Raw genomic sequence first — 13,054 nt, forward strand, 5'->3', positions numbered from 1 at the left:
GCCACCTACTTTTCCGACAGCCATTGTTTTAGTTCGGCAATGTCTTTCTCTGAAAGCTTATCCCCGTCATACATGGCTGAAACCAGATTTTTAACAGAGCCTTGATAGAGGCCATCGAGTACGGTTTTGGTTTTCTGAAGTTTGTAGTCTTCTGGCTGTAAAAGAGGCTCATAATAGTTGGTTCGACCCTGTCTCGTGACAGTGAGCGCCCCTTTATCCACCAGTCTGGATAGGAAAGTGGAAATGGTCTGTGCCTTCCACGCTTTTCCCTTTTCCTTAAACATGTCTAACAGTTCGGAAGAAGTGACCGGAGGAGTACAAGACCAGATCACCTCCATCAGTTCCAGCTCGGTTTCGGACCATTTTTGAGTTTGGTGCACCAAAGAAGCACTCCTTTACAACGTTATGCGTCCATAACGATAATTTTATTACTACACTACGTAGTAAATATAAACTACTACAACATGTAGTATATAGTCAAGCGCAGTGTGTGAGAACCTCGTTTCTTCCTCTGTTTGTCAAGAGGGTTCTGTTTCTATATCCCAGATTCAACGAAGAAAAGCATGTTATAATATAGGTCAACAATAGATGACCGAAACAGGAGTGAATGATCATTACAGCATATCAATTACCTGCTCTGAAGGAGCAGAACATGATTTCAACGAACGATTTACAAGACATTATTCGCATGCTCGCCCATGCGCCTTTACTGTATGATGATGGTCAGCATATTCAGGTTCAGGATTACCTGGAAGGTCTTGAGATAGGGTTAACGCATGATATTCGTCGTGCAGCGATTGAATTGTACGAACTGGGGGTCAAGGCTTGTCGCCAATTTACGGATGTACTTGCCTATGAGCAGTTGCAGGATGTGCTTGGTCTGCAGGCTGAGTTGTGGCAGGAAGGTGTGCTTGCACTGCAAGACTGGATGAATTGGCTAAAAGAAATTGGCGAAGGGCGGCGAAATTTGCCTGAGTATGATTTTGCATCCATATTGGGTGAACTCCCCGAAGGGTATATGATTCATGATTTTCATGACGAACTACAGGTTCGACTAGAGCAGGATGCATCGAATGCTTGGGCGAACGAAGAGCGAAGTCGGTTATATACAGCGATTGGCGTGCAAGAAGCAGACTGAGCGAGCGATTTGAATGAAATTGAACTTTTTAAACGTCGATGGGCGTCTCTCTACACGGAAATGGAATCCATATCAAACGAAACGGTCTGCTACGTTGTTTAGTCTGATATGATTGCAATGCGTAGATGGCATGATGCATCTGCTGAAATGAGGGGATACCGTGAAAAAGGTTGTACTTGCTGGTGGAACGGGATTTGTTGGTCAAGATTTTACAGTCCGGTTTAAAAAGCTGGGATACGATGTGCTGGTGATCTCACGCCAGTCTGGACACATCGCCTGGGAAGATCGAACAGCCATCATTGAAGCACTTGAAAGCGCGGAGATGCTGATTAATCTGGCTGGTAAATCGGTCAATTGCCGTTACACAGACGAGAATCGTAAAATCATTATGGATTCCAGAACAGAAACCACAAACATTCTTGGGGAAGCGGTAATGGCTTGTGTGCATCCGCCTGAATTGTGGATTAACTCCAGTACGGCTACCATCTATAGACATGCGGAAGATCGTCCAATGACGGAACAAGATGGAGAGATTGGTTCGGGTTTCTCTGTGGAGGTTGCCAAGGCTTGGGAACAGGCATTCTTCGGATTCAAGCTACCAACTACACGTCAAATTGCACTACGCATTGCGATTGTGCTTGGGGAAGGTGGGGTGATGGAACCACTGACGAATCTGGTTCGATTTGGCCTGGGTGGAGCCCAGGGAGCAGGAACCCAAAAATTTAGCTGGATTCATATGGAGGACCTGTTCCGCATGGTGATATTTGTACAGGAGCATCCGGAGCTGGAAGGGGTCTATAATGCTTCATCTCCTCATCCAGTGACCAATCGGGAACTGATGGCAAGTCTTAGGAAGCAGATGGGTGCACGTATCGGACTTCCGTCCCCACGCTGGATGCTTGAGCTTGGAGCTATATTTATCCGTACGGAAACGGAACTGGTACTCAAGAGCCGCTGGGTCATTCCCGACAGAATCGAAAAGGCAGGTTTTACGTTCACTTATGCTTCGCTGGATAAGGCACTTGCTGATCTCCTTAAATCCAAATAATGGGGAGCAGACAGTTTACATAGGTGCCTCCATTTTCAGACTGTGAAAAACATGTGCAGGAATCATTAATATGTGAATGGGAGGGCAGAGCAATCTGCCCTTCCGTCTATTTCGATGATATTTAGGCTCGGGATCGATCATCAGGCTGCTTCAAATATTCTTTTTCATTATCACTATTATTCAGTTGCAGGTATATTCGTTTAATGGGTAATATCACGAAATTTACATAACACGCATGAAAGAGAAGAGGTTGGGCATATGCAGCTTAGAAGAGTAAGAATCGCAGGTACAGGAAAATACCTGCCTCAGATGAAGGTGACAGACGAAGAGTTGGATGAGCGATTACATGTGCCCGCAGGCTGGGTCAGCAAAGCGACGGGCGTCGGCTATCGTTATTATGCTTCGGACGAGGAGACTTCTTCCTATATGGGTGCAAGAGCGGCAGAAGCAGCTCTGGCCGATGCAGGGCTGTCTTTTGGTGAGATCGATTGTTTGGTATGCACCAGCGGTACGAAAGAACAGCCGTTGCCAAGCACAGCCGTCTTTATCCAGCAGGCCATGGGACAGGAAGAATCAGGTGTTCCTGCCTTTGATATGGATGCGACTTGTCTGAGTTTCCTGAACGGACTTGATGTCCTCTCTTATATGGTAGACGCTGGACGTTACCAGCGTGTATTGCTCGTAGCTACCGAGATTGCTTCAGCAGGATTAAACTGGAAAGATCCTGAAAGTGCTGCCTTGTTTGGTGATGGCGCGGCGGCAGTCATCATTGAGCGAGCATCTGAGGAATCCGGGTCACAGATCGTTCATGCATCGCTGCGAACCTATAGCCGCGGGGCACGGTTTTCGGAGATTGCAGGCGGAGGCACGCGGCATCATGCGGCCCAGTATGATGTAGCGCATCCAGATCCATTCCTCTTTCATATGGATGGACAGGCGATTTTTCGCATGGCGTCCAAGCTGTTACCCGGGTTTATGAATGAGATGCTTCAAGCTTCCGGGAATCACATGGAGGATATCTCTCTGGTCATTCCTCATCAGGGCAGTGCAATGGCGATGCGCCTGATTCGCAAGAAGCTTGGAATTCCGGCAGAACGGTTCATGGATATTACACGAGGTCATGGTAATACGATTGCGGCCTCCATTCCGATGGGATTGCATGAGGCGATTCGTCAGCAACGAATAGAGCGTGGTGATCGGGTATTGATGATCGGAACGGCGGCTGGGCTGTCTTTGGGAGGACTGATCTTTGACTACTAGATTTGCACGACGTGACCAACGTGTGCTTCATGGACAAGCGGGTCATACATACAGGGTACTCCTTACCGGAGGAAGAGCTCCGGTTACGCTGGATTTGGCGCGTATGTTGCATCGGTCAGGTCACCTTGTATTTATTGCGGAGAGTATGGAACATCATCTGTGCAGAACGTCTAGTGCGGTGGAGCAATGCGTACTTGTTCCATCGCCACGTCACCATACGGAGAAGTACCTGTCGGCACTGGAACATTGGGTTAAGATATGGCAGATCGATGTGCTGATTCCGATGTGCGAAGAAGTGTTTTATGTGGCTGGTGGGGCTGAACGCTTAAGACAGCGTTGTCGTGTTCTTGTTTCCAGTCTGGAGCAGTTGCACGTTCTGCATCATAAGTATGATTTTAATAGGCTTGCCAAGTCTATGGGGCTTCCGGTTCCGGATACACATCTGATTCAAACTCCGCAGGAGTGGCTGGAGATGCATCAGGTTTTAAAGGGAGAGTGGGTCTGGAAACCGGTCTATTCCCGTTTTGCGGCCAAAGTACGTATGCCGAAACTTGGGTACAACGATCCACCGGGCGAAGATACGTTGTCTCCTGCCTCACCTTGGGTGGCGCAGCGGTACATTCATGGACGAGGATTGTGCACATACAGTGTAGTGCATGAAGGCCATTTGATTGCGCATGCCACCTACGACAGCCGATATCGTACGGGCAGTGTAGGCGCGAGTGTTTTTTTTGAACAGGTGCAACATGAGGGCACACACGCGTGGGTAGAACACTTTGTACGCGCGACGGGTTTCAGCGGACAGATTGGATTTGATTTTATCGAAGACGTGACGGGTCAGGTGTCTGCGATTGAGTGTAACCCGAGGGCAACCAGTGGCATTCATCTATTTCATCCTGGTAACGACTTGGTGCGTGCATTGCTTGAACCTGAAGTGGTACTTAGCGAAGGGATCGAAGTGACACCGAGGTTAGGTAATGATAAGGCGATGTTAGCATTGCCCATGCTGGGAAGTGGTATCCGGCAGATTCATAGCAGCAGAGGTAGCCTGCGAGCTTGGAGGACGGCTTGGCAGGGTGCCAGGGATGTGGTGTATGTGCGGCAGGATCGGCGGCCTTTTTTTGAACAATTTGCGGTCGTACTTACTGCCTGGCGTCTTGCACGTTCACAGCAGATTACGCTGACGGAAGCATTGACTCATGACATAGAATGGAACGGTGAACAACGATGAAGAGAGCATTAGTGACCGGGGCTACAGGTTGTCTGGGTAGACATCTGGCGATAAGGCTTGCAGCAGAAGGCTGGGAAGTGACAGGCATGGGGCGACAGCAAGAGATCGGCAGTGTGCTTGAAGCGGCTGGAGTTCGCTTTATCAGGGGAGATATTCGAGATGTCCAGATTGTAGATGCAGCATGTACAAGTCAGGATATCGTGTTCCACTGTGCGGCCTTATCCTCACCTTGGGGGAAATATCAGGATTTCTACAGCAGTAATGTGCAGGGAACGCAAAATCTGATTGATCATTCTCTACGCCATCAGGTGCAGCGGTTCGTGCATGTTTCCACGCCGAGTATTTATTTTAACTACATACCGCGTTATGAAGTTCATGAACATGACCTGCTGCCGGCTAAATCGGCCAATCATTATGCGGCTACCAAACGTATGGCTGAAGACATTGTGATGGAGGCACATCGTAACGGATTGCCATCGATTATGATTCGCCCGCGAGCCATTTTTGGCCCGTATGACCAAACGCTTTTCCCGCGGATTGTTGCAGCGAATGCCAAGCGGGGAGTACCGATGATTGATGGTGGACAGGCGCTGATTGATCTGACGTGCGTAGATAATGTGGTGGATGCGCTGTTATTGTGCAGTGATGCTTCTGATGATGCGCTTGGGAGAGCCTACAATATTTCGAACGCAGACCCGAGACCATTTGCAGAGTTGGTCGGGACTCTTTTTGACATGTTAGACATGCCGCTGCGGCGTCTGAATATTCCTTATCGAGTGGCCTATGGAGTGGCCAGTATGCTGGAAGGTGTGCATCGATTCATCCCTGCTCTGGGAGAGCCGTTACTGACCAGATACACCGTTGGATCTTTGGGTGTGCCGCAAACGTTGGATATTACCGATGCTAAGGCGCAGCTAGGATATGTACCGCGGGTGTCCATTGAAGCGGGTTTGCGACAATTTGCAGATTGGTGGAGGAGTGAATAATGTTAACAACGAAGCCGGTAAAATTATATTTAGGCGCAGCGGGTTACTGTACTCATCCAGAGTTCCTTACGTTACGGGGAGGAAGCATCCGGCCGGTTCGTTTCCCGGCAGGATTCGCTTGTATTCTCCATCCCGATCATGGCCCGATATTACTGGATACAGGGTATAGTTCCCGTTTTTTTAAAGAGACCGCTCGACTTCCGAACGCATTATATCGTCATATCACGCCCGTTGTATTTCGGGAAGAAGACAGTGCCGTCCATTTTCTGAAGCAGATCGGGCTGGTGCCATCAGATATCCGTTATGTTATTCTTTCGCATTTCCACGGGGATCACATTGCAGGTGCCAAGGACTTCCCGGAGGCTCAGTTTATTTATTTGCCGAGAGCCTATGAGGCGGTTCGTTCTCTTGGTTCAATTGCGGCGGTGAGGGCCGGTTTTCTGGCTGGGCTGCTACCTGACGACTTTATCCAGCGGTCACTGCCCGTGAACGAACCTGCCAAGCGATGGAGGGAAATGTGGGAGAATACAGGGATTGAAGCCCTGGCAGAGTTTCCTTGGCAAGAGGTATACGATCTTTTTGGAGATGGCAGCCTGCTCGGCGTGGATGTATCGGGTCATGCGGAAGGCATGATGGGTTTATTGCTGCGGACAGAACAACATGATTATTTTTTATGTGCAGATGCAGTATGGTCAAGCCGGGCTTTCCGTGAACAGCGCAGACCTCATGCACTGGCAGGTATTATTATGTCAGACCGGCAGGAGTACAGACAGAACTTTGACAAGCTGGTTCACCTGCATCAACAGTTCCCTCGGCTTCGCATCGTGCCGAGTCATTGCCAAGAGGCGCTGAGCGCATGGGGCACAGGAGGGACGGAACGATGAGCAATCCTGTTCGTATCGTTACTCATTATGCACTTGCACGTGGCTTGCGAAGATGGCGTACCAGGGCACAGCTTGAACTTTGGCAGGAACGCCGAATCATTCGGCATGTGGAGCGGATACGGGCACAGTCTCCGTTTTACCAAAAGTGGTGGGGAGACCTGAACGCATCCGAGTGGAAACAGTTCCCGCAGATCGATAAAACGGTAATGATGCAGCATTTCGATACGCTGAACACGGTAGGTATTACGAAGGAAGAGGCCCTGATCCTCGCTGGAGAAAGTGAGGATACCCGTAACTTCAAGCAATCCTCCATTCAAGGCGTCACGGTAGGGTTATCTTCGGGTACATCGGGTAATCGAGGCATTTTTCTGGTAAGTGATCGGGAGCAGGACGCGTGGACGGGCACCGTGCTGGCCAAACTGCTACCAGGCGGACTATGGAAACCCGCGAAGATCGCGTTCTTCCTGCGGGCGAATAGCAATCTGTACGAATCGGTCAAGCGTGGCAAGCTGAAATTCCAATATTTTGACCTGCTGGAGCGTGTGGATGTCCTGATTGAACGTATGAAAGAATACCAGCCTACGGTGTGGGTGGCTCCTCCTTCCATGCTTCGTATACTGGCTGATGCTTATCAGCAAGGACGTCTAACACATGTGCCTCAGAAAATTATTTCCGTAGCCGAGGTGCTTGACCCTCTGGATCGTAAGGTGCTGGAGCATGTCTTCGGTCAGACAGTTCATCAAGTGTACCAGTGTACAGAAGGCTTTTTGGGAGCGACGTGCGAGCACGGAACGATACATCTGAATGAAGACATTGTGTATATTGAAAAAGAGTACATTGATCCTGCAACCCGGCGGTTCGTGCCTATGATCACAGACTTTTCCCGAACGTCGCAGCCGATTATCCGGTATCGGCTGAATGATATTTTAACCGAGGCAGCAGCGCCGTGCGCCTGTGGTTCGTTGTTCACTGCCATCGAGCGGATTGAAGGCCGCTGTGATGATACGCTTTATTTTTCGCATACCTATGAGGAAAAGGCTGTTTCGGTTTTTCCGGATTTTATCAGTCGTGCCGTGATTGCGGCTTCACCGGCTATTCAGCATTATCGTGTGGTGCAACGTGGCAGTGGGATGCTGGAGGTGTCAATGCGGGTCAGCGAGGAAGAGGGTCAGGAGCAGGCGCAGGCCGCTGTGTTGCAAGAGTTAGGGAAATTGGCAGTTCGACTGCAATGTGTGCTACCTGAGGTTCAATTTGTGCCGTATACGTTTGAAGCAGGGATCACGAAGTTGCGACGGGTGGAGAGACGGTTGGATTAATTGAGGTTCAACGCAGAGTCTACATGTACTAGTTAAAATTGAATCGAACGATCATGAAAGTAGGTGATAATGTGACCGCGTGGGCTTATAAAATAGGAGAGGATTCGCCAAAACCTGTGGATGGCAAGGTTACATCAGGACCGGAAAAAACAACGGAATTACTTCAATCAGCTCATGCAAATGTAACCAGATCAGGCCAGCCGGGGCAACAACCTCCTCCTGTAGCTCTCATTACAGGTACCTCCAGCGGATTTGGGATGCTGACTGCCATCACTCTTGCCAAGCAAGGGTATCGTGTTATGGCTACAATGCGTGATCTAAGTCGCAAGGGAGAACTTGCGAATCGTGCCGAGGAAGCAGGAGTGACCGAGCGGATTCATTATGTACAGCTTGATGTGACAGATTCGGAATCTGTGCATACCGCTGTGGATACGGTGCTTCAGCGATATGGACAAATCGATGTGCTGGTGAATAATGCGGGTTTTGCTGTAGGCGGATTTATTGAGGAAGTGTCGATGGAGGACTGGCGACGCCAGATGGAAACGAACCTGTTCGGGCTTATCGCGGTGACGCGAGCGGTTCTGCCTGTCATGCGTCAACAGAAACGCGGGCTGATTGTTAATCTTTCGAGTGTAAGCGGCCTATCCGGTTTTCCGGGATATGCCCCATACGCTGCCTCAAAATTTGCTGTGGAAGGATTCACAGAAAGTCTGCGCCATGAGATGTCTTCATTTGGAATGCGGGTCGTATTGGTGGAGCCAGGAGCCTATCGCACGCCCATCTGGAACAAAGGTCTCGGTGAGATTCACCGGAGTGAGGACTCAGCTTATAAACATAAGCTGGATGCGGTTCTGCGTTATTCGAAACATGCCAGTGAGACTGCTCCTGATCCGCAAGAGGTCGCTGATCTGATCGGACGTATTGCGCGCATGCGTGCACCAAAATTGCGCTATGCACTGGGCAAAGGTTCACGGGTTCTTATTATTGCAAAGGCGTTGTTGCCGTGGAAATGGCTGGAGTGGCTGATTGCCCGTGGTCTGCAATAGTGGGGAATAAGTGATTATACGACCATACATGAAGCAGAATCATCATCTTTTCCAAGTGGAAATGGAGGTCTGATCAATGTTTGAAGTGATTGTCATTGCGTTGCTCATGATCATTACAGGACTACTCCTGCATATCAACAGCAAACTCCCGGCCCGTGACCGGGTTCAGGAAGCGATGGGACGTGACCGTGATCGGCGCGACAGCCAGAACCAGAGCCGAGATCGGTAGGCGAAGCAGAAAGGATAAACTGAATAAGGGTGTTCCAGAGTAAGAAAGTGATTGTATTATGATTGACCTGATATTTCTTGACATGTAAGGAGTGGATGAGGGATGAGTTCAGATGCTTTCAAAGAAAGGTATATGCTACGTAATATTCAACGGGACGAATCGGATCTGTACTGGCCTCTGCGGCTTGAAGCGCTACGGACGCATCCCGAAGCCTTTGGCGCTTCATACGAGTTGTCCAGCCAGTTATCCATCAGTGAGGTGAAAGAGCGAATACATAATGAGCCTGATGATTACATTCTTGGTGCATTCACACCTGATGGCATGCTTGCGGGCATGATGGGTTTCAAAAGAGAATATGGTCTAAAGCTCAGGCACAAAGGATTCATCTGGGGTGTCTATGTATCACCAGCTCATCGGGGGAATGGACTGGCTTCCCAGCTGTTATCCGAGGTTCTGGAACGGGGTAAACATCTGGAGACTATGAAGCAGGTTAATCTAAGTGTAGTGACTACAAATAGTTCAGCAAAACGGTTGTATGAGCGGCATGGATTTGAAACCTACGGCATCGAACGCAATGCGCTAGAAGTGGGCGGCCAAGGGTATGATGAAGCGCACATGACGTATTTTTACAACAGAAGTGTAGATAAAAACATCTAATTTATAGGCAAGAGGAGGAATTCTATGACCGATCGGGTTGTTCATGAAATAGATGGTGTATCATTTATGTTAAAAGAAAAACATGCCTTCGATTGGCTGACTCCGCTGGGTACTGTCTTCTGTGTATTTGATCAGCAGGACTCCGGCAATATTTCATTCGGTTTGGTGCAGGAGGATGGTCAAAAGCAATTTGTGAAGTATGCGGGGGCACGTACTGTTCAGGCCAATGATATGGCAGACCCGGAGGAAGCAATACGTCATTTGCAGTCTTCCGTCTTGATCTATGAAGATCTGGCACACGATAGTCTGATTCGGTTAATAGACCATTTTGCGACTGACAACGGTTACGCTTGTGTGTTCGATTGGGTGGAGGGAGAGTGTCTGCATTCGCACTGGTCTTTCCCGCCTCCAGCCAAGTACGAAGATCCACGCTCACCTTATGTTCAGTTCAGACAACTTCCGGTACAGAGGCGAATTCAAGCCATGGAGCGCATTCTGGACTTTCATATTGAAGCGGAGCGCAAAGGGTATGTGGCTGTAGACTTCTACGATGGCAGTTTGATTTATGATTTTGCAGCGGAAGAGATTCACATCTGTGATATTGATCTATATCGTGCAGGTGCATTCACGAATACGATGGGACGGATGTGGGGTTCATCCCGCTTTATGTCTCCGGAGGAATTTGAACTTGGTGCGTCAATAGATGCTGTCACGAATGTGTTTAACATGGGCGCTATGGCCTTTGCACTGCTTGGGGGAGAACTTGATCGCTCCCAGAAACGCTGGGATGCCGGAGAAGCACTATATGAAGTTGCCCTTCGTGCGGTAAATCCGGATCGGTTCCAGCGATTCACTTCTGTGGCGGATTTGGGCTTGGCTTGGAAAGAGGTTATGTACAAGTGAAGTAAAAGTAGATTCGTAACCATGTATAAAAACCCGTATAATGGAAAATGACAAGGAGGCTTGATGGAAGATGTGCCGATATGCCATGTCTGGACCGTATAAAGAAATATATGCATGCTTTAACTGCCGTAAGTCTTATAAACAAGTATCGCCGTATGATCTAAGTAAGGAAACCGCAGCGCGACTTGAACATAAATGTCCACAATGTGCGGAGGTTATGGTGAATATGGGGCATGATTTTCAAGCACCCAAGCAAACGGATATCAAACAGTGGACCAAAGTCATGACGTTATATCAGAATGGTGTTACTTATCATAACTGTGGATGCGGAGCCGGATATCGTCCAACTGAACTGCGAGAAGTTCCCGAATTTTTGGAGCAGCAGGCTGCTGGCCGGAGAAGTGAAGGAGAAAAGTTACTTCATCGTTGGATGGAATAGGAGAGCAAATCGTATGATTCGTACTTTCATACAAAAAGACCTAGAATATGTCATTGAAGCGCATATCCGTATTTATCGGGACGAGTATAATTATGATGACAGCTTTGCGGCATGTATTACCTTTGCAGTGAAGCAAGGACAGAATTAGCGCCAGGAGATAGAGCGATGAAAACAGAACCTGTCTATGCCGAAAATACCATTGTTGGCGTTTGGTTTCAGGGCGTGTGGCGCTGGTACGTCACCGAACGGGAGTATTGGTTTTTAAATATAGAGATGGAAGAACGGTTTGGTATCGATGTATTGAATGAGGAGACGGCGGCTGTGTTCTTACAAGCCATTCAGGAGGAGCAGGTAAGCGCGGCTGAACTGAGGAGTGCGCTTCATCATTTTCGTGAAGCCCATCTTGTCGGTGATGAATGGCTGAAGTATGTGCCGTCCTTTCTTGTCGATTTCGATAAGCGGCTATTCTTCTCGATGTTCCCGGAGCCTGCCTCCTTTGAGCATTACATGCCGGATGGCTGGATCGGGAGTTACAAGGAGTTTTTGGAGAGGGTACCAGAGAAGGAACGATACTGGATGGTACAAGGAAATTCTCTATTCGAAGAAAACCTTCTATAGTGGGGGGCTGTAATGAAACATAGATGGCTTATGACGAGCTTATTCTCCTTATGCACAGCGCTAGCCTTATCTGCATGTACTGTTACAGCGGATAACCTTTCCGCAGAAGAAACGATTAAACAAAGTTTGAATACGATGGTCAACGAGCCTGTTCTGGCTGCCAGCAGTAACCCGAATGATTATATTGCAGGCCATCGGGACGTATATGAAGCTATTCTACAAACGGGATCAGAAGGTCTGAATTTCTTGTTAAATCAACTTGGTTCCAGCCCGGATAATGGTTTGAAAGAGTGGATCATGGCTCGGGCCAGTGCTGAATTATTGGGAGAAGATAATCCAGTGCAAGACTGGAACAGTGGTAAAGACTGGTTGAGGCAATATAACATGATCGCAGCAGATCAATCCGACTAAGATAACCTTCACCTCCAGTCAGCATGAGCAGTACATTTACGGTCCGCAGAACCGAAAGAATACGTTATAGAGGTGACATCTTTGACGAAAAAGATTGCTTTTTTTGATTCAGGCATCGGTGGATTAACGGTACTGCATACCGCTTTGCAGCAGTTTCCGGAAGAATCCTATTTATATTATGCAGATACATTACATGTCCCTTATGGAACCAAGCCGGCGGACGAGGTTCGTCGTTATATTTTTGCTTGCGTGGAGGCGATTGTACGGGAACAAGTAGATGCAATCGTGATTGCGTGTAATACGGCAACCAGCTTAGCGGTGAATGATCTGCGTTCCATGTATGACATTCCTATTATCGGTATGGAACCGGCGGTCAAACCGGCCGTCGAGATGAATAGGGACAACGGCAAGCGCGTGCTAGTGTTTGCTACGGCTTTGACACTGAGTCAAACGAAGTATAACGAATTGGTCTCTCGTGTGGATGATGAGCATCGGGTCGATTCCCTTGCGCTGCCTGAATTGGTGGAGTGGTGTGAGCAGCTGGAGTTTGATCCGGTCAAAATAACAGCATACTTCCGCTCCAAGCTAGCAGGCCTGGACCTGGAACAATACGGTACCGTGGTGATGGGCTGTACGCATTACCCGTTCTATACAGCTATTCTGCGCAAGGTGTTACCAGATCATATTCGGATTGTTGATGGTAGCGTGGGTACGGTAAGTCATTTGAGTCAAAGACTTGAACTTGGTGCACAGCAGCAAGCTGGAAACACGGGGCGGGTGCAGGCAGGGAATGTGTCCTTTTTCAGTTCATCGGGTCGAACGGAAGATCATAATAAGATGCGTGCAGCACTTCAATATCTAAGCGACAACGTACTGTAGACTAGACTA

General features: G+C 48.6%; 17 protein-coding genes. 16 read left to right on the top strand and 1 reads right to left on the bottom strand.

Annotated features, from left to right (window positions below; all coding sequences use genetic code 11):
- Positions 1–5: 5 nt before the first annotated feature.
- The gene (locus tag MHI38_RS24630; protein ID WP_154886970.1) at positions 6–380 is read right to left on the bottom strand and encodes a BlaI/MecI/CopY family transcriptional regulator; all 375 of its coding nucleotides are present in this window, start codon (positions 378–380) and stop codon (positions 6–8) included.
- Positions 381–607: 227 nt separating this feature from the next.
- On the opposite strand from MHI38_RS24630, the gene MHI38_RS24635 reads away from it, so the two are divergent.
- The 16 genes from MHI38_RS24635 to murI all read left to right on the top strand — a co-directional run bounded on the left by MHI38_RS24635 (position 608) and on the right by murI (position 13,045).
- A complete protein-coding gene (locus tag MHI38_RS24635) occupies positions 608–1,138 on the top strand; it encodes a hypothetical protein (RefSeq protein ID WP_154886968.1) in 531 nt (176 codons plus the stop codon).
- 160 nt (positions 1,139–1,298) lie between these two features.
- Entirely contained in the window at positions 1,299–2,186 is an 888-nt protein-coding gene (locus MHI38_RS24640) for a TIGR01777 family oxidoreductase (RefSeq protein ID WP_154886966.1), read from the top strand.
- A gap of 258 nt (positions 2,187–2,444) precedes the next feature.
- Positions 2,445–3,446, top strand: coding sequence for a beta-ketoacyl-ACP synthase III (locus MHI38_RS24645; protein WP_154886963.1), 1,002 nt, complete (start codon positions 2,445–2,447; stop codon positions 3,444–3,446).
- The gene (locus MHI38_RS24650; RefSeq protein WP_154886962.1) at positions 3,436–4,677 is read left to right on the top strand and encodes an ATP-grasp domain-containing protein; all 1,242 of its coding nucleotides are present in this window, start codon (positions 3,436–3,438) and stop codon (positions 4,675–4,677) included. Before MHI38_RS24645 ends, MHI38_RS24650 begins: the two co-directional genes overlap by 11 nt.
- On the top strand, positions 4,674–5,663 hold the full coding sequence (locus tag MHI38_RS24655) for an NAD-dependent epimerase/dehydratase family protein (RefSeq protein ID WP_154886960.1): 990 nt from the start codon (positions 4,674–4,676) through the stop codon (positions 5,661–5,663). The genes MHI38_RS24650 and MHI38_RS24655 overlap by 4 nt, the downstream gene beginning before the upstream one ends.
- Entirely contained in the window at positions 5,663–6,547 is an 885-nt protein-coding gene (locus MHI38_RS24660) for an MBL fold metallo-hydrolase (RefSeq protein ID WP_154886958.1), read from the top strand. The genes MHI38_RS24655 and MHI38_RS24660 overlap by 1 nt, the downstream gene beginning before the upstream one ends.
- The gene (locus tag MHI38_RS24665) at positions 6,544–7,863 is read left to right on the top strand and encodes a F390 synthetase-related protein (RefSeq protein ID WP_154886956.1); all 1,320 of its coding nucleotides are present in this window, start codon (positions 6,544–6,546) and stop codon (positions 7,861–7,863) included. Before MHI38_RS24660 ends, MHI38_RS24665 begins: the two co-directional genes overlap by 4 nt.
- A 38-nt stretch (positions 7,864–7,901) precedes the next feature.
- Positions 7,902–8,909: an SDR family oxidoreductase gene (locus MHI38_RS24670; RefSeq protein ID WP_261769177.1), complete on the top strand. Its 1,008-nt coding sequence runs from the start codon at positions 7,902–7,904 to the stop codon at positions 8,907–8,909.
- Positions 8,910–8,985: 76 nt separating this feature from the next.
- The gene (locus tag MHI38_RS24675; protein ID WP_167375768.1) at positions 8,986–9,138 is read left to right on the top strand and encodes a hypothetical protein; all 153 of its coding nucleotides are present in this window, start codon (positions 8,986–8,988) and stop codon (positions 9,136–9,138) included.
- 102 nt (positions 9,139–9,240) lie between these two features.
- The gene (locus MHI38_RS24680; RefSeq protein ID WP_154886953.1) at positions 9,241–9,795 is read left to right on the top strand and encodes a GNAT family N-acetyltransferase; all 555 of its coding nucleotides are present in this window, start codon (positions 9,241–9,243) and stop codon (positions 9,793–9,795) included.
- A 24-nt stretch (positions 9,796–9,819) separates the two neighbouring features.
- Entirely contained in the window at positions 9,820–10,698 is an 879-nt protein-coding gene (locus tag MHI38_RS24685; RefSeq protein ID WP_154886951.1) for a serine/threonine protein kinase, read from the top strand.
- Between the two features lie 70 nt (positions 10,699–10,768).
- Positions 10,769–11,137 carry a hypothetical protein gene (locus MHI38_RS24690; protein WP_090922141.1) on the top strand — a complete coding sequence of 123 codons (369 nt, stop codon included), beginning with the start codon at positions 10,769–10,771 and terminating at the stop codon, positions 11,135–11,137.
- 13 nt (positions 11,138–11,150) lie between these two features.
- Positions 11,151–11,285: a hypothetical protein gene (locus MHI38_RS24695; RefSeq protein ID WP_261769176.1), complete on the top strand. Its 135-nt coding sequence runs from the start codon at positions 11,151–11,153 to the stop codon at positions 11,283–11,285.
- Between the two features lie 17 nt (positions 11,286–11,302).
- A complete protein-coding gene (locus MHI38_RS24700; protein WP_154886949.1) occupies positions 11,303–11,755 on the top strand; it encodes a hypothetical protein in 453 nt (150 codons plus the stop codon).
- A 12-nt stretch (positions 11,756–11,767) separates the two neighbouring features.
- Positions 11,768–12,166 carry a hypothetical protein gene (locus MHI38_RS24705; RefSeq protein ID WP_154886947.1) on the top strand — a complete coding sequence of 133 codons (399 nt, stop codon included), beginning with the start codon at positions 11,768–11,770 and terminating at the stop codon, positions 12,164–12,166.
- Between the two features lie 81 nt (positions 12,167–12,247).
- Complete coding sequence (gene murI / locus MHI38_RS24710; protein WP_154886945.1) at positions 12,248–13,045, top strand: glutamate racemase; 798 nt, start codon at positions 12,248–12,250, stop codon at positions 13,043–13,045.
- Positions 13,046–13,054 lie beyond the last annotated feature (9 nt).

This window comes from Paenibacillus sp. FSL K6-1558, from assembly GCF_038002565.1.
Taxonomy (GTDB): Bacteria; Bacillota; Bacilli; order Paenibacillales; family Paenibacillaceae; genus Paenibacillus; species Paenibacillus polysaccharolyticus.